This window comes from Glycomyces sp. MUSA5-2, assembly GCF_037034145.1.
Taxonomy (GTDB): Bacteria; Actinomycetota; Actinomycetes; order Mycobacteriales; family Micromonosporaceae; genus Glycomyces; species Glycomyces artemisiae.
On sequence record NZ_JBAGKG010000014.1, the window covers coordinates 16,713 to 33,451 of the forward strand.

The 16,739-nt window shown below is 71.9% G+C and carries 14 protein-coding genes; 4 read left to right on the forward strand and 10 right to left on the reverse strand.

Annotated elements, in window-relative coordinates; all coding sequences use genetic code 11:
- Nucleotides 1-13: 13 nt before the first annotated feature.
- The 5 genes from WA640_RS27085 to WA640_RS27105 all read right to left on the reverse strand — a co-directional run bounded on the left by WA640_RS27085 (nucleotide 14) and on the right by WA640_RS27105 (nucleotide 6,579).
- Nucleotides 14-3,079 carry a S8 family serine peptidase gene (locus tag WA640_RS27085; RefSeq protein WP_335991965.1) on the reverse strand — a complete coding sequence of 1,022 codons (3,066 nt, stop codon included), beginning with the start codon at nucleotides 3,077-3,079 and terminating at the stop codon, nucleotides 14-16.
- 230 nt (nucleotides 3,080-3,309) lie between these two features.
- Entirely contained in the window at nucleotides 3,310-3,903 is a 594-nt protein-coding gene (locus tag WA640_RS27090) for a DUF1707 SHOCT-like domain-containing protein (RefSeq protein WP_106363006.1), read from the reverse strand.
- 35 nt (nucleotides 3,904-3,938) lie between these two features.
- Nucleotides 3,939-4,376, reverse strand: coding sequence for a hypothetical protein (locus WA640_RS27095; protein WP_106363007.1), 438 nt, complete (start codon nucleotides 4,374-4,376; stop codon nucleotides 3,939-3,941).
- Between the two features lie 285 nt (nucleotides 4,377-4,661).
- Complete coding sequence (locus WA640_RS27100) at nucleotides 4,662-5,504, reverse strand: hypothetical protein (protein WP_335991966.1); 843 nt, start codon at nucleotides 5,502-5,504, stop codon at nucleotides 4,662-4,664.
- A 190-nt stretch (nucleotides 5,505-5,694) separates the two neighbouring features.
- A complete protein-coding gene (locus WA640_RS27105; RefSeq protein WP_335991967.1) occupies nucleotides 5,695-6,579 on the reverse strand; it encodes a hypothetical protein in 885 nt (294 codons plus the stop codon).
- Between the two features lie 337 nt (nucleotides 6,580-6,916).
- Between WA640_RS27105 and WA640_RS27110 the strand changes: the two genes are divergently transcribed.
- Entirely contained in the window at nucleotides 6,917-8,017 is a 1,101-nt protein-coding gene (locus WA640_RS27110) for a HEAT repeat domain-containing protein (RefSeq protein WP_335991968.1), read from the forward strand.
- Between the two features lie 22 nt (nucleotides 8,018-8,039).
- Here the strand turns inward: WA640_RS27110 and WA640_RS27115 are convergent, their stop codons facing one another.
- Nucleotides 8,040-8,909 carry a class I SAM-dependent methyltransferase gene (locus WA640_RS27115; RefSeq protein WP_335991969.1) on the reverse strand — a complete coding sequence of 290 codons (870 nt, stop codon included), beginning with the start codon at nucleotides 8,907-8,909 and terminating at the stop codon, nucleotides 8,040-8,042.
- Between the two features lie 71 nt (nucleotides 8,910-8,980).
- The gene (locus WA640_RS27120) at nucleotides 8,981-9,688 is read right to left on the reverse strand and encodes a sensor domain-containing protein (protein ID WP_335991970.1); all 708 of its coding nucleotides are present in this window, start codon (nucleotides 9,686-9,688) and stop codon (nucleotides 8,981-8,983) included.
- Between the two features lie 162 nt (nucleotides 9,689-9,850).
- On the opposite strand from WA640_RS27120, the gene WA640_RS27125 reads away from it, so the two are divergent.
- Nucleotides 9,851-10,357 carry a hypothetical protein gene (locus WA640_RS27125; RefSeq protein ID WP_335991971.1) on the forward strand — a complete coding sequence of 169 codons (507 nt, stop codon included), beginning with the start codon at nucleotides 9,851-9,853 and terminating at the stop codon, nucleotides 10,355-10,357.
- 487 nt (nucleotides 10,358-10,844) lie between these two features.
- Here the strand turns inward: WA640_RS27125 and WA640_RS27130 are convergent, their stop codons facing one another.
- A complete protein-coding gene (locus WA640_RS27130) occupies nucleotides 10,845-11,579 on the reverse strand; it encodes a DUF7873 family protein (protein ID WP_335991972.1) in 735 nt (244 codons plus the stop codon).
- Nucleotides 11,580-11,801: 222 nt separating this feature from the next.
- Here WA640_RS27130 and WA640_RS27135 point away from each other — a divergent pair, with 222 nt between their 5' ends.
- The gene (locus WA640_RS27135) at nucleotides 11,802-12,539 is read left to right on the forward strand and encodes a hypothetical protein (protein WP_335991973.1); all 738 of its coding nucleotides are present in this window, start codon (nucleotides 11,802-11,804) and stop codon (nucleotides 12,537-12,539) included.
- 35 nt (nucleotides 12,540-12,574) lie between these two features.
- Here the strand turns inward: WA640_RS27135 and WA640_RS27140 are convergent, their stop codons facing one another.
- The gene (locus tag WA640_RS27140) at nucleotides 12,575-13,261 is read right to left on the reverse strand and encodes a hypothetical protein (protein WP_335991974.1); all 687 of its coding nucleotides are present in this window, start codon (nucleotides 13,259-13,261) and stop codon (nucleotides 12,575-12,577) included.
- Between the two features lie 26 nt (nucleotides 13,262-13,287).
- The gene (locus WA640_RS27145; RefSeq protein ID WP_335991975.1) at nucleotides 13,288-15,642 is read right to left on the reverse strand and encodes a hypothetical protein; all 2,355 of its coding nucleotides are present in this window, start codon (nucleotides 15,640-15,642) and stop codon (nucleotides 13,288-13,290) included.
- Nucleotides 15,643-15,768: 126 nt separating this feature from the next.
- Here WA640_RS27145 and WA640_RS27150 point away from each other — a divergent pair, with 126 nt between their 5' ends.
- Entirely contained in the window at nucleotides 15,769-16,737 is a 969-nt protein-coding gene (locus WA640_RS27150; RefSeq protein WP_335991976.1) for a hypothetical protein, read from the forward strand.
- The last annotated feature ends 2 nt before the right edge of the window (nucleotides 16,738-16,739 follow it).

The window sequence follows — 16,739 nt, forward strand, 5'->3', positions numbered from 1 at the left end:
CGCTCAGGCGCACTCAGGTCGTGATCCCCACGACCGTCGAGTCGATCGCCTCGCCGTCCGCCGCATAATTCAGCGTCCCGAGGAACCGCGAGTCCGCGGCCAGACCCGACCACGACAGCGACACCGAGAACTCGCCCGCGAGCGACACGTCCTGCTCGGCCGGGGACACCGCGAGGTTCCCCTCGTCCGAACCCGGCACGACCCACGTGTGCAGGCGCGCGTCCAGCGGCGACGGGCCCGCCCACTCGTCGACGAACGCCACGAACGTGTAGCCGCCCGGCAGCGTCACCGACTCGTTCGAGCCGCCCGACGCCGAATAGCCGACCAGCGTCAGCTCGTCGCCCTCCTTCAAGTACACGAACAGGTCCAGGTCGGTCCCGGTCGGGTGCTCGTCCTCGAACGTCGAGAACCGCACCAGCGCCGCATCGGCCGGCGTCGTGAACTCGAACGACGCCGTGTGCGAGCTCTCCACCGGCGCGTCCGACGGGAACGACGACGAGTCCGGGTCGGTCAGCGACGCCGTCGAGACCTCCGAGGGCACCAGGCCCGACACCGACGCGCCCAGCGACCCGTCGAAGCCCGACACGCCCGAGATCTCGGCCGAACCCGAAGCGCCCGAATAGGTCACCTCGTCAGCGGCCGCCAGCTGCGACGGCTTCACCACGATCGGCGAACGCACCTCGTGGACCGTGCGGTGGCCCCGCTTCTCCACCCAGGTGATGTCGCCGAACGCCCATTCGCCGAACGCCGCATCCGTGCGCGTGATCGTCAGCGTGTACGACGCCGACTCGCCCGCGTCCAGCGTCAGCCGCGAGTGGTCGACCTCGACCTCGAAGCCCGCAGGAGCCGTGATGTCCGCGTTGTACGTCGACTTGCGGTCCGACACGTTCGTGACCGTGCGGGTCACCTCGTAGACGCCGGTCAGCTCCGCCACCGTCACCGACGGGTAGTTCAGCTGCGACGGGTCCATCGAACCGTACGTGTCGCACAGCGACTGGATCTTGAACGCCTCCGGAGTGCCGCACACGTACTGCACCCACTCGACGACGCCCGAGTCGTAGACCAGGCCCGGGTCGAACATCTCCGCGCCGTCCACGTGGCCGGCGCCGAAGTCGAACGGCGTCGCGTCCTCGGTGCCGCGCTGGATCGGGTTCCCGTCCTGGTCGGTCTGGTACGAGGTCGTCATCATCGCCGACTTGATCGCCATCGGCGACCAGTCCGGGTGCGCCGACGCGATCAGCGCCGCCAGGCCCGCGATGTGCGGGCTCGCCATCGACGTGCCCTGCGCGGTCGCGAAGTCGTTGCCCGCGTGGTTGTCCGGCGTGATCCCCGCCAGCACCTCAAGGCCCGGGGCGGTGATGTCCGGCTTCAGCAGGTTCTGGCCCGCCGACAGCGCCGGGCCGTTCGACGAGAACGCCGCCATCGACGGCGCGTTCTGGTCCTCCAGCTCCGACGTCTCGACCTCCACCTTCGGGCGGCTCTTCGACGCGATCCACTCGGTCAGCTCCTGGCCGTCCGAGTACGACACGTGGATCACCGGCACCGACTGCGAGGTCACGACGTTCGCCGGGCCCCGCTCGGACTGGTCCACCACGATCAGGGCGACCCCGCCCGCACCGTGCACCTCGTCCGCGTTCGCCGTGAACGTGTTGCCGCGCACGCACACGATCGCGTAGCCCTCGGCCTTCTCGGGGTCCAGCGTGCCCGTGTTGCAGGTCGCCGCCGCGGCCGGGTCGGCGTCGTCGAACGCCGCGTCCGTCGCCAGCTTCACCGGCCACTCGGCCTCGCCGACCAGCCCCGCGACCTCGATCTCCTCGCGGCCGAACTCCATCTCGGTGCGGAAGGTCTGGTCGTGCGAGGACGCCGCGACCGTGGTCACCCACGGCTCCTGGTGGTCCACAGTGGAAGTAGGACCGTCGTTGCCGGCGCTGGCGGCGACGAAGACGCCCGCCTGGGCGGCGGCGCGGAACGCCCACGAGGTCGAGTCGAGGAACTCGGGGGTGCCGGTCGAGCCGATCGAGAAGTTGATGACGTCGACGCCGTCCTGGACCGCGGCCTCGATGGCGGCGTTGATGTCCAGGCTGGAGCAGCCGCCCCAGCAGACCTTGTAGGCGGCGACCCGGGCGGCCGGCGCCATGCCGGTGAACGTCCCGATCCGCTCGCCGTCGACCTCGACCTTGGTCTTGTAGTTGCCGGTGGCCGTGGTCGCGGTGTGGGTGCCGTGGCCGTCGGAGTCGCGCGGGGAGGCGTAGCCGTCCGCGGACCGGCCGGCGGCGTCGAACCAGCGGGCGCCGATGAGCTTGTTGTTGCACTCGATGTTCCCGGCGGGGTCCTCGTCCTCGCCCGTGACGCACTCGCCGTTCCACTTGGCGTCGATGACGTCCTGGTCGGGGCGGGGCTCCGAGAGCGGGGCGAGGGCCGGGTTCTCCGGCCAGATGCCGGTGTCGAGGACGCCGACGATCACGCCTTCGCCGGCGTGCTTGGCGGAGCCGAACTCCTCGTTCCAGGCGCCGTCGCCGCCCGAGAGGTCCAGGAAGCCGGTGGTGTCGACCGCGGAGTTGCTGCCGGTCGGCTGGTAGATGACCTCGGGGGTCACGGCGAGCACGTCGTCGCTGGCGGCGAGCGCCTCGGCCTCGGCGGCGGTGAGGTGCGCGCCGAAGCCGTTGAGGACGGTGTCGTACTCGGCGAGGGCGTCCACGTCGAACTCGGCGATGACGTCAGCGCGCTCCTCGGCGAGGTAGTCGCCGTACTCCTGGACCGCGTCGGCGGCGAAGTCGATCGTGTCGCCGCTGTCGGGGGTGGTCGCGTCGAGGCCGGAGATGCCGCCGTCATAGGTGGCGATGGGGTCGTCGGCGAGCTGGACGACGTAGAAGCCGTCCTCGTAGTCGACGGGGGCCGCGGCCTCCTTGAAGTACTGGGGGACGACCTCGGGGAGCGCGGGCTCGGCGGCGGCCGGGGCCGCCGCGGCGGTGAGGCCGACGAGCACCAGCGGGACGGCCGCGGCGCCTGCCGCGGCTCTGGTTCCGGCTCGGGTGCGCCCTCGGGCGCGCCGGGATGTGGATGGGTACGGGGTCCCCATGCGATGAGCTCCTCTCAAGGGGGGCGCGCACCGCGGAGGGTGACTGTCCTCCACTGCAAGGTCACTTGCCGTGGCCGCGGCGCACGGAAACGAGCCTATTGCGAGGAAGGTTCGGTGTAAACCCTCGTATGAGGGGATTGCCGGGATCAGGCATGACTGTTATGGGGCCGTTACATTGGACGATGCGGCGCCCTTGCATTCACTGAATTCCATTCCTCCTCGGGAGCGGTCTACCAACGCCACCAGAGGAATCGGCGCTCGTGGCGGAACGTCACGGAACTGGCCTTGGCCTTCCCTGAGAACGTGAAGCGAATGCCCGAACCTCCCTTGTAGGGGGCGTGATTGCTCACCGAGCTCGCCACGACGTCCGTATTGTCGTCCGCGGCGTAGGCGCCGCGGGGGAGGACCACTTCGAGCGAGGACGCGATCAGGTTGACGTCGATGTCGACCGCGCCGGAGCGGATCACGGCGTGGCGGCAGTCGAGCTTCACGGAGGAGGCCTTCGCGTCGACGACGAGGCGCGCGGGGACGACCCAGTCGCCCTTGCGCTCCACGGACGACGCCTTCGGGGCGATGCGCATCTCGGCGGGCGCGCTCGGGGCGAGGGGCGACGGGGTGGGGACGGCGAGGGCGCCGGCGGCCTCGGGGAGGTCGGCGAGGAGGTGCTCGACCTCGGCGAAGGTGCGGGCCTCGTAGGCCTTCCCGGAGCGCTCGGCGAACTCGTGGAGGTCGAGGCGGCCTTCTTCGGTGGCGGCGTGGAGGCGGGCGATGATCGCCTCGCGGTCGGCGTTCGACATGCGCAGGTTGGGGTCGGGCCGGTTCATCGGACGGCGCTCTCTTCAAGCGGTGCCATGGCTTCTCATCTTCTCTTCGGGCCGGGGTCGAGCCGCCGCGGCCGTCGCACCAGCCCGCCGTTGCACCATTCGTGGTAGTCGAACAGGTCCGGTTGGCGGATCAGCGCTCGGGTGTTGGCTGCCCACAGTCCAACATACTGGTCCCGGGACTCCGACGCCTTCTCCAGGAGCCGATCGACGCGCTTGCGCGCGTGGACGCGGAACTTGGTGCGCACGGCGTCGCCCGCGTAGATGTAGAGCACGTGCAGCGCGAACGACCGCTTCGGGCAGGTCGGGTCGCCCGCGAGCTCCAGCCAGGTGTCGGCGAGCTCGTCGGTGGCGAGGGTGAGGTCCCACTGCCGCCCTTCGGGGGCGGTCGAGTACGGGTCGAGCGCCCACTCGGTGATCTCCTGCGGCGTCGGCTCCGCCGGGCGCGCGAACCCGCCGAAGGTCCCGTCGGCCACGTGCGCTCCCCGCCTTATTCGAACAATGCTCGCAACGATCCTAGCCCGCCCGCGCCCGCGGCCCCGCCCCCGTTTTCACCTCCTGGGCCCCCGGGGGGCTCCCCCTCGCCCCCCCGCCCCCACCCCACCCCGATTCCCGCCCACCTCCGCGCCCGCGCCCGCCCAATCCCGCCCACCCTGCGGCGCGGCGCCCGGTCATCGTGCCGTCCTCTGCTCGGCGTGCGGCGGGGCGATCGCTTCGAGCCGCCGTGCCGATGCCCCCCGGTCGTGTCGTCCTCTTCGGTACTACCTCAGGGCCAGGGCGATCTCCTCGATTCGTGCGTTGATGTCGTGGAGGTCGTCGGCGCTGGGGTCCCAGCCCTTGCGCAGCAGGCGATCCCGGAGCCGGATGAGCCATGGGCGGGGGTGCTCCATGACCTCCGAGGCGGTGAGGACCTCGACCTCCCAGCCGAGGGTCTGGAGGAGGTGGTGGCGGCGCCGGTCGCCGGTTTCGGCGGCGAGTCCGAAGCGAGTGGCCATGCCGTCGTACTCGACGCCGATGCGCCACCGGTCCCAGCCGAGGTCGAGGAAGCGGGAGCGGCCGTTCGGGCCGCGGACCCGCAGTTGCGGGACCGGGGCGGGGAGGCCCGCGTCGGCGATGAGGCAGCGGGTCCAGGACTCCATGGGCGACTCGGCGCGCGGGTCGGCGGCGAGGAGTGTCGCGTTCGCGCGGCGCAGGCGCTCGCCGTGCAGCGGTTCGAGGGCGTCCGCGAGGCGGTGCACCTCGATGCCCGCCCGCAGGAACTGGTCGGCCGCCGCGACCGCTTCGAGGCGCGGCAGGTCGGCCGCGCAGTCCACCAGGGTCCGCGCGAGCGTGGTCACCGGGAGGCCGTCGACCACCGCGACGTCCGCGAGCACCGGATCGGAGGAGGACTCGACCGGCCACTCGCGCTGGTCGGCGCCAGGCGGGAGCACGTCGAAGCCGTGAATCCAGGCCGCGGTGCGGCCCGTCGCCACTTGGGAGAAGTCGGATTCGAAGACGGTCTCGAACCGCAGGAGGAGGTCCTCCCCGGCGGTGAGCAGGTCGTCTTCGAACGGCGAATCGGTCATCACGGGAGCTGCGGTGCGGTACATCGGTTGCTGCGTCATGTACCAACCGTCGCCGACCCGTCGCCGAGCGTCCACATTTTTGTTTCCGGCCTGTGGATAACTCGCGGGTGGTGTTGCGGCGCAGGTCATCGCCTGTGGATAACCCGTCCTGGCGGCGATCCCTCGGATGCCGAAACGGCGGTGCCGGAGCCCTTCAGGGCTCCGGCACCGCCGTCGAGTCCGGTCGGGCCTAGTTCAGGAGGCCGTACTCAAGGTCGTACAGCTTCCACGCGCCGTCTTCCTCGACCAGCGTGTAGGTGTAGCCGCCGATCGTGTCGTCGGCGGACTGCGGGGCGGTGTCGTCCCAGGTGTAGCCCGCCCACGCCTGCACGACGCCGTCGACCTCGCGCGACATCGCCCAGTACGGGTACGAAGCGGGAGCGGCCGTGTCGTTGATCTCGTAGTCGAGGTCCCAGGCCATGTCGTCGGTCATGTCCGCCGCGCACAGCGACTGGAGCGTCTCGTCGTCGCCGTTGTTCTGCGCGACCTGGTACGCCAGCGCCACGCCCTCGGGTGTCGAGACGTCGTAGGAGTAGTCGCCCGCGGAGCCGACCGGCGTGCCCCACGAGTCGAACCCGCCGCCGCCGGAGTCGCCGCCGTCGGTGGGCTCCTCCGCCGGTTCCTCAGACGCCTCGTCGGAGGGCTCGGGCTCCTCCTCGGACTCGCTGGTCGCCGGGTCGTCGCCGCCCGCCTGCGGGTCGTCGTCCTCGCCGGTGAGCTTCGGGATCAGCAGGACCGCGGCCACGCCGAGCACGATGACCAGGCCGACGACGACCGCGAGGATCACGCCGAGGCTGCCGCCCTGCTTGGCGGGCGGGATCGGCGGCGGCAGGACCGAGCCGGGGGCCGACGGGTACGGGCCCGGCTGGACGCCCATCTGCGGCTGGGTGTACTGCGGTTGCTGCGGCGGGGGCTGCATCTGCGGCTGCGAGTAGCCCGGCTGCTGCTGCTGCTGGTAGTAGTTCGTGGGGGGCGGAGGCGTGTTGTACCCCTGCGAGTAAGGGTCGCTGGGCTGCTGCGGCTCGGGTTGCAGCTGGTACTGCGGGTTCTCGCCGCCGGGGGGCGGATACGTCATAGCTCTAACACGCCTCGTCTGCTCAGGGGCTTGGGCCGGGCGGAGGGATGGGTTCTCCCCGCGCTTCCGATCGTACAGGCCCGGCGCGAGAATGTGGCACCCGCGAAAGTGCAGGTCCGGGCCGCAATACGGCAACAGCGCCGCAAACGGGGCGAGTGGATCGGGCCCTGCTGGGGCGTTTCGGCCGTCGCACACCCTGTGCGACCGCCGGGGCCCCGCGAGGACTACGCTTTATGCCCCGGCCCACTGCGGAACGGACCCCCGCCGGGGCTCCGCACGGCGCCGTACCGAGAAGTTCAGGCAGCACCGAACACCGCTTCTACCCGAGGTTCAACGTATGGCGAACGCAGCAATGGGGCTCTGGACGCTCAGGTTCTCCTCCGTCCTCGCCCCCGTCCCGGTGGTCGAGCTCCTGGAGATCAACCGGTTCTGGGGCTACGGCCTCCTCTGCCCGGCCATCGCCGCCACATGGGCGACCGGGCTGTGGCAGCGCCGCCGCCAGCTCGCCCGCACCGCCGTCGCCGCGGCCGCCGAAGCGCCTCCGCGCCAGGGGTTCTGGGATCCCGACCGGCCCGGCGCGCCCGCGCCCGGCGGGCACGACGAGCGCCGCGACCGGGCCATGACGAACCTCGTGGCCTCCATCAAGGACGAGTCGGTGGACGCGGACCTGCGCATCCAGCTCATCCAGGACCTCGTGGACCTCGGGGGCGAGGCGATGGCCCTGCGCCTCTCGCCCGTCGCCGTCGCCTCTGAAGTGGACGTGGAGGTGCGGCTGGAGGCCGCGGAGCACATGGGCCGCTTCAACCTCGACGACGCCGTGAACGCGCTCGAAGCGATCGCCACCGACCCCGCCGTCGACGACAAGTACCGCCTCGACGCCGCCAGCGCCCTCGCCGACAGCGCCGCGAGCCCCGCGGCGATCGCGCTCATGCAGCTGGTGACCGACGACGGCGTCAGCGAGTACGTGCGGCATTCGGCGGCGCACGCGCTGCGGCGCGTCAACCGGGATGCGGCGGCGATGGCGCTGCGGCACTTGGCGAACGCGCCGCTGGTGACGTCGCGGCTGCGGATCATCTGCGCCGAGCAGCTCGCCGACGACAGCCGCGAGGACGCCCGGGAGGCGCTGTGGCGGATCGTGAAGGGCGTGGAGTCGCTGATGGACCACCATCTGGGGATCGATGCGGCGGAGGCGATGTACGGCGTCGACCCGGACGCGGGCGTGGAGGCGTACTCGGTGCTCGCGGTCGACGCGTGCTTCCACTGGGCGGGGCGGATCGAGGCCGCGTACCGGCTGGGGCGGCTCGGGGTGGGGGACGGGTTCGACCTGCTGAGCGACTTCGCGTGCGCGGAGGGCGTGGACGACGTGTACGGGCTGGCGGCCCTGGATCGGTTGTTCCAGTTGGAGATCGAGTCGGGGACCCTCGACTCCGAGGAGTGAACCGGGCCTGTTACCACCGGTCCTAGGCGGGTCGTACCGCGGTGTAGACGGTGTCGATGGCGAGGTGGTGGAGGTCGCGGCGGCGGCCGAGCCAGTCGGGGCCGTCGGGGTCGAGCAGGCGCGTCCACGTGTCGCGGTCGTCGTCGTCGTCGAGGTAGTGCTCGAACCAGTCGACGCGGGTGGCGAGGGCGTCGAGCGCGTGGTCGAGGTCGGCGCCGGTGAGCGGGGCGGGCTTCGCGACGAGTTCGTTGACGGTCCGGACCTCGGTGAGCCCGGCGTGTTCGAGGGCGAGGTTCCAGCCGTAGGGGAGCGGTGTGCCGCCGTGGGCGGCGAGTTCGTCGGCGAGGCGGCGGGCGCCCGCCTCGATGAGGCGCAGTTCCAGGCCGGGGCGGCCGGTGCCGAGGTTCGCGGGCAGGAACTGGGGTGCGGTGCCGCCTTCGCCGATGGCGAGGCGCCCGCCCGGGTTGAGGAGCGCGGCCAGGTTCTCCAGGGCCGCTTGGGGGTCGGCGGCGTGGTGGACGACGTGGCCGGCCCACGCGAAGTCGACGGGCGCGAGGGCGGCGAGCGCTTCGGCGTCGTCGACGGAGGCGAGCGTGGTCGGCATGGGGGTGCCGCGTTCGGCGGCGCGTCCGCGGACGAGTTCGAGCATCGCCGGTTCGGCGTCGACCGCGGTGACCTCGATGCCGGGGATCGTCTCGGCGAGGGCGAACGCCATGCTCGCGGCGCCGCAGCCGATGTCGGCGGCCGTGCGGGTGCCGGGGTCCGGGAGGGACGCGGCGAGGCGCCGGTACCTGGGGGTCTCGGCGTCGGCGCGCGCCCGGAACCGGGGCGCGGCCTCCGCGAAGTCGAACACCGCGTCGTCGCGTCCGTGGTGGTGCCCGTGGGGTGCCATGCGGCCCAACCTAGCACTGGACGCGCGGCAGGGGCGGCCGCTCAGCGTGCGGCCGCCCCTGGTGTGCTCGTCTAGGCGGCGGAGAGGCGCTCCTGGACGCGGGTGACCTCGGCGTCGGCGAGCGCGGAGCGGACGGGCCCGTTCGGGGCGTCGGCGTCGGTCAGCGACGCGAGCAGCCCGCGGGACAGGTTCGCCTGGGTGAGCGCGAAACCGCGCAGGACCAGCGGCAGGAGCAGGGCCATGACCAGGCCGCCCGCGAACGCGAGCGCGGAGACGGCGAGGTAGGAGTCGCCCCAGCCGAGCCAGCGGGTCGCGTACTCCAGGCCGTCGCCGTCCCCGGCGGCGCGGCGGATCACCCAGCCGTACAGCGGGTACGCGAGGGACGCGACCGTGGCCGCCCACCACGACAGGGCCACCGCGAACCCGGCGACTGCGAGCGGGAAGTTCACCAGGCCCCACAGGAGGTTCAGCCACGACTGGCCGTCCGCGAGGGGCGTCAGGAACCGGCGCAGCGGCGACGCGTCCTCGGCGGCCCGGCGGTAGTGCGGCCGCTCGACCGGGGTGCCGAGGACCCCTGCGAGCTGGACGCGGCCCGCGGCGGCGAGGCCGCGCATCGCGAGCAGGGTCGCGGCCAGGATCGGGACCCCCATCCAGACGACGACGGTGCCGATGCCGACGGCGAAGCCGGTCACGGTGATGACGAACGCGGGCAGTGCGATCGGGAAGCCGGAGAGCAGGTACGCGGAGTCGGCGCCGAGCTGCTTGAAGGTCTTGTTCATGCCTTCAATCCTCGTCCGCAGGAGGCGCTGCTTCGAGCCTGCGAGCAGGTATTTCGCGGGTAGGGACAGCCCTACCGGGCCGGTCGGGGCGGCCGGTTCCAGGAGCGCAGTCTGATCCGGTTGTGAGCCGCCCCTGAGGTTCGGCCGCGAGGATCGCCTCCCATGAGAACGATGCTTTCCCGCACGTTGCGGATCGGCTGCGCCGCGGGCCTCGCCGCGTTCGCGCTGGCCGCCTGCGGCGACGACGACGCGGACGCCACCGACGAGGCGACGACCGCGGACGGGCAGTTCGCGGCGTACACGGCGTGCCTCGAAGAGCAGGGCATCGACCTCCCCGACGACTGGAGCCCCTTCGGCGAGGGCGGTATGCCCGGCGGCGGCAGCGGCGGTGAGATGCCGGGCGGGGCGCCCACCGACATGCCGACGGACATGCCCACTGGCGAGATGCCGACCGGCGACATGCCCACAGACATGCCCACCGACATGCCTTCCGGCGGATTCGGCGGCGGTGGCGGGTTCGGGGGCTTCGAGGCGCCCGAGGGTGTCGACGAGGACGACTGGACGGCCGCCACGGAGGCGTGCGCGGACGAGCTCCCGCAGGGCGGCGGTATGCCCGGCGGCCAGGCCCCCGGCCAGGAGAGCGCCGCCGACGAGACCACCGAAGGCTGAGACTTTCCCCCGCTCTCCCCAGAGCAGGAGCGGCGCCGGACGCGCCATCGAACCGGCGCCGCTCCCGGGGAGCGTCCGGTGTGGACGAGAGAGATGGTGCGGCCCGGGTCGTTGACCTCGACACCGGGCCGCCATGTGCCACATAGTGGCCGTCACGCTCCTGCGGCAGCCGTTGAGTCTGCTGCTAGCACAGTGCTCTGCCATTGAGCTACCGCCGCATGTGGTGCGGCGGGAAGGATTCGAACCTTCAACTCCTGTGTCCCAGGGGACTGCTCGCGGATGCGGTCGGCGTGGCGAATGCTGACACTGGAGCGAGAATCTGAATCTTCGCGGATTGCCTCTGCCAGTTGGGCCACCCCGGCACGAGTGCCGGGGGAGGGACTCGAACCCCCACCTCTACCGCGCTGTATTCCGACTGAACCTCAGTTTCAGCGTGGTTCGGCGCTTGCGCGCCACCCCTGCCGCTCAAAGCAGGGGAGTCTGCGTCCTACTCGCCGAGCAGGTACCCGAAGACCTTCGCGCCGACCTGCTCGTCGACGACCTCGGTCCCGTTGGCCTCCTCGCGCGCGAACTTGACGGCGACCTGGAGCTTCTCCAGACGCTCGGTCAGCTGCGCGACGCGCTTCGCGGGGGCCGAGCCGGAGAACTTCACCGTCGTCCAGTAGCCGACCGGGATGTCCTCGTAGTACACCTCGACCTGCGCCGGGTGCTCCTCGGTCGCCTCGGCCTTCACGTGGTTGCGCGGCACCTTCTTCGTGCGCACCGTCTTCACCGGGTCGGTCGCGAAGCAGTCCGCGGCCTCGTTGAACGACCACGACTCGGCCGCGTCCAGCACCGGCAGGGCCTTCACGAACGACTGGAGCTCCGCGAGCTGCTTCTCCAGGAACAGCAGGTACGTGACCGGGACGTCCGCGAGGAGGACCTCGCCGTCCACCGAGACGTCCGCCGTCGCGAGCGCGTTCGTGCGGTCCTTCGTCGCCGTCACGTCGAACAGGCGCGTCATCGCCGCGGACACCTCGCGCAGCTGCTCCTCCACGCGGCGCTGCACCTTCGTCGACTCGGGCGGCAGCTGCTCGCCCTCCTCGTCCTTCGGCTGGTACGTCCGGGAGATGCCCGACAGCAGCGGCGCCTTCGCGAGCTCGCGCCCGGCGTCGCCGAGGGAGCGGGCGGCCTTCGCCTTGACGCTCTTCTCGATCGCGATGATCTGGTTCAACTTGGTCACGGAGCAACCCTCACTTTCGGGCCCCACCTTAAGACGCCCCCGCCACCGGGGGCAACGCGGTTTCACCGCCCCCGCTCCGCCCCGCCGGCCACCGCCCGTCCCGAGAAACCGCGCATGAGGGCCGCCGATCGGTTTTCGGCGGAGCGGTTTCGGGGTACTAGGGTGGGCGCGGACCGGACGGCAGGGGCGCCGCCCGGACCCGCGGCAGGACGGAGACGCGACATGATCATGCGACTGGCCCAGTCGCTCGGATACGAGGTCGTCGAAGTCGACGACGGCGACGGGACCCTCGCCGTCGGCGGGCACGACGGCGCCAGCGCCCTCAAGGTCGGCTGGCGGCCCCTCATCGTCGAGGGCTACACCGGGTCCGGGTCCATCGACCGGTTCGCGATCCGCACCCGCGACGACCGGCACCGCCAGAGCCTGCGCGACATGCGCGAACGCCTCCGCTTCCCCGACCGCGACGCCGACCCCGTCGACCTCGCCGCCCCGATCCTCAAGCTCCTCGCGCCCGGCGCGTACGGGGTGCGGCGCTGGCCGGACGCGAACGTGCACATCGAGCCGTTCGGGGAGAACCGGTCCGCGTGGTGGTACCCGTACGAGCCGATCGGCACCGAGGGCACCGCGGTCATCCCGACCGACGCGTGGCCGCCTCCCGGCGAGGACACCGTCGCGGTGTACGCCGCGGCCATCGAGCGCGGCGAGCGGCCCCTGGCGGTGCTGCTGCGGTCCGAGCCGCCCGGCGACGAGCAGGACTGCGCGGCGTTCCTCATCGACGGTCACCACAAGCTCGCCGCGTACCGGCGCACCGGGACCGCCCCGCACTTCCTGGACATCGCGCACCTCGCCGACCGGCGCCCGTGCGAGCCCGAGGACCTGCGGACCGTCATCGGCGGCGACGGGAGCCTGGAGCAGACCGCGTCGAACCTCATGCGGTACCTGGAGCACGCCAGGCAGTGAACGGCGCGTTCACTACTGAGCGGTGAACGCACCGATCACTGCGCTGCGCGCCACCGGCCCGCGGGCACGCCCCCGGGGCGGTCGAACGCCGCGAGCAGCGCCCGCGCCTCATCGTCGTCGCCGACGGCGCCTTCGGCCCCGGCGAGGTACTCCTCCATGAACGCCCGCAGCGGCGCCCCGTCGACCCCGTCGCCGCTGATGAACACGGGCGCGGCGTGCAGGACCAGCAGGAGCATGCCGCGGACGCGGCCGCCGGGACCGCCGATACCCGGCTGGAAATAGGGGACGTCGAGGACCCGCGCGCCCGCGGCCTCGTAGAACGCCAGGCGCCGCCGCGGGTCCCCGTGCGCGTCGTGCGCGGGCGCGCCCGGGTCCTCGATCTCGGCGACCACGATGCACGGGTCGCGGCGCACGCTCCACACGTTCACCGCGTCCCGCAGCAGCCGCCCGCCGATCCCGCCGCCCCGCGCCGCCGGACCCACCGCCAGGTACGTGAGCAGCTGGACGCGCGAGGCCTCCGACCACTCCCCGAACGCGGCCGCGACCGGCGTCCCCGCGTCGTCGACCACCGCGAACAGGTTCGCGGCACCGCCTTCGAGCGCCGCGGCGAGGACGTCCTCCCCGTCGAGCTCCTCCGGCGGGAACGCCTGCGCGAACAGGCCCCGGTAGACGGCGGTGAACAGCGCGTCCGGGACGGTCCGCTCCACGGTCGAGAACCCCATGCCCCGGAGTCTCCCACCGCCGGGGCCTACGGGCGGGCGATGCGGCGCATCCGCGCCCGCGCCAGGCCCGTGCGCGCCCGCGACAGCGCCCGCACCGGGAACCCCGCCAGGAACCGCGCCGTCGACCACGGGCCGCCCTGATACGACACCCACCGCGCCGACACGTACACGGCCGCCCAACCGGCCACGACCACCGTCGCCGCGCCCCACCCGAACGGCGTCCAGAACCCCGCCGCCTGCCAGATGCTGATCGCCGCGCACACCGACAGCGCCGACACCGCCGCCGTCAGCGAATCGCGCACCCGCTGCTGCCGGTCCACCTCCCAGCGCTGGAGCGTCGCCTCCGACTGGTCCGCCATCACCTCGTTCAGGCGCTCGCTGAAACTCGCCAGCTGCTCGTCGATCCCCTTCACCGCCAGCAGCCGACGCAGCTCCGCCGCGTTCGACGGCGACCGCAGCAGCCCCGGCGAATGCAGCAGCGCGATCACCTGCCGCGTCTCGCTCTCGAACTCCAGCATCTGCATCCGCTTCGCCTTCATCGCCTCCACCTGCGCGGCCCGGTCCGCGCCCGGCAGGCTGTACCCGGCGATGATCTCCGAGACGCCCGCCCGGTACGCGTCCAGCTGGTGGTTCCAGGCCGCCATCATCCCGCCCAGGCACGCCGTGAACTCCGCGAGCGCCTCCAAGTCCCCCGAGATGAAGTTCGGGGCGTCCAGCGCCGCGATCACCGTCGTGTTCTCCGTGGAGATCAGCAGGTCGCCCTCGTTGCGCTGGTTCCAGATCTTGCGGGAGTGGTCGTCCGCCAAGCGGATCCAGTCCCACAGCGACTCCTTCGCGTCCGGCGCCGAATGCAGCAGCACCGATGAGCCCACCAGCTCCAGCAGCCGGTTCCCGTCCTGCACCAGCGGCCGGTCCTCGTCCCCGCTCGGCGGCTCGAACTCCCGGCTCCGCTCGCTCGCCCGCAGCACTCGGATCAGCACGTGCGAGCGGCCCCGGTGGATCCCGACCGGCGCGTTCGGCTCCCCGCCGCGCGGCGCGAGCGCCTCCGGGAGCTGCCGCAGGATCAGGTCCCTCGCGAAGCGCGCCAACCGGTCCCACGTCCGGTCCGTGCCTTCGCACGACACCTCGACCGTGCCGTGCTCTCGGGCCGCCCGGAACATCGCCGCGTGCAGTCCGCTCGGGTACAGGTCCTCCACCGTCCGCTCCAGGCGCAGGCAGTGGACGCCCATGGGGGAGAACCGCAGCGCCGCGTTCAGCTCCTCGACCGTGTCGCCGTCGATCGTGAGGCGCACCTTCGGGAGGATCAGCTCCAGGCCGTCGAACCGCTTGGACGGTTCGAGGCGCGGCTCCCAGATGTCCGCGTGGTACGTGAAATGGTCGATCGCCGCCGACGGCCGCACCGGCCCCGCGCCCTCCGCGAACGCCCGCTTCAGGCGAGTCCGGACCGTCTCGTAGTCGATCCCGTTCACCCCGAACGGGAACAGGTACACGATCCGGCCCTCGTCGATGCGCATCCACTGCTTCCTCCGGTCCGCGTGTGCCTCCCGCAGCCGCTCCAGGGCCTGCCGGTGCGCGTTCATCTTCGACAGCTCCACGGACGAGAACGGCCACGTGTTCACCAGGGTCCGCAGCTCCTTGCGGACCTCGAACCGCTCCCGCTCCTTCCCCGCGGACTGCGCGACCAGCGCACGGTGCAGCCGCCGCAGCATCACGTGGTACTCGCGGCGCACCGCGACCTCCCCGCGCACGTACACGCCGACCGGGCCCGCGTCGTCCTCGGCGTCGTGCAGCAGGCCCCTGCACGACCCGATCACCATGTCCAGGGCCTCCGAGTAGCGCAGCTGCGACCCGGTCTTCAGGCAGTCTTCGAGTTCGATCTCCAGGCGCACGAGTTCGCACAGGCGCAGCGCCAGCTCCACTTCGGGCACCGGCCGGGCCTTGAGCGCCCAGTCGCGGCGGACGATGTCGCGGAACCGCAGCATGCACTTCATCAGCAGGTCCACGCGGTACGTGTGGTTCCACGCGCGCACCGAACTGTGGTGCACCCACAGGCACAGCAGCGCCCGGTCCACCGAATCGGGCGTGAGAGCGGCCTGCTCCTCGAACACCTCCCCGGCCCGGCGCAGGAACACGTCCTCCACGTCCAGCTCCCCGCCCGGGTCAACCTCCGACTGGAGGCCGTTCCAGATGAAGCAGTCCCGCACCGCCTGCGTGTCCACCCCGCACTGCTGATGGAGGTGCGCCTCGATCCGGCCTTGCACCTCGGGCGCCCTCGCCACCAGGTCGAACCGGAGCCCGGCGGCGTCCGGTGCGGTGCCGTCCCGCTGCCCCGGAACGACCGCTGTCTCCTGCTCGCCGCGCTGCATCGGGGGGTGGCTCATGCCACAAGTCTAAGGCGGACATGCACGTCACCGGGTCCCTCGCCCACGGCCCCAACCTGAAGCGGGCCCGGAACCGGCGGCCGCTTCCGGTTGAGCCGGGTGGGCCCCGTCCCATAGGGTGTTCACATGCGAAAGGGTCTGATCCGCCGCACCATCCGGCGCGCCCGCCCGTCCCGGCCCGCCACGGTCGCCGACACGAGCGGCAAGCGCTACCGCGTGGTCCCCGCCGACGACCCCGAAGCCGCGGCCTACGCAGACCCGCCCCGCAAATGGCCCCGCGTCGCCACAATGGCCGGCGCCTGGGCGCTCGTGCTCGCGCTCGGCTCGTGGATCGCCCCCGCGTTCGCCGCGAGCGGAAGCGAGGAGAACCAGGACCCGAGGGATCAGGCCGCCACGGATGCGGAGGGGGCCGCATGGAGTTACCTCCGCTACGGCTCCAACCAGGACCTCGACCGGGCCGAAGCGGCACTCTGCGACGGCGCATCGCCTGAGATCTCCCCGAGCGACCTTGACGGAATCCGCCAGTCGTACGCCGACGAGCTCGGCGGCATCACCCGCGTCGACGTCGAGCTCGGTGATCCGGTCTCCAGTTCCGACGGGATCGCCATCACTGGAACCGTCTCGTACGTCTCCGAAGGAACTCAGCGCCATGAGGAATACCTGGTGACCGTCCAGGAGCACGACGGCACCTACTGCGTGTCCGACGCGGACCGGCCGGCGGCCGAGATTCCAACCGCGACCCCTGACGAAGGGGCGACTCAGGAGATCGACCCCCAGGAGGTCGCCACCGACTTCCTCCGCACCGTAGTGGCCGACCGGGACCCGGCGACCGCCGAAGCCATGCAGTGCAGTGCGTTCACCGGCATCACCGCACAGGACCTCGACGACGCCATCACCGAATGGGTCGCCGTCAACGGCGCCACGACCGGGTACCTCAACGGCATCTCGCCCGCCGAAGCGGACGGCGCCTTCGAGACCGAGATCGTCCTCCAAGGCGAACTGAACCAGGAGAGCTTCACGTTCCAGATCGCCGTCGAAGGCGACTGCGTCGCCTCGCTCGGAGGCGGCGACGCCCTCATGAACGCCGCCGACTGACC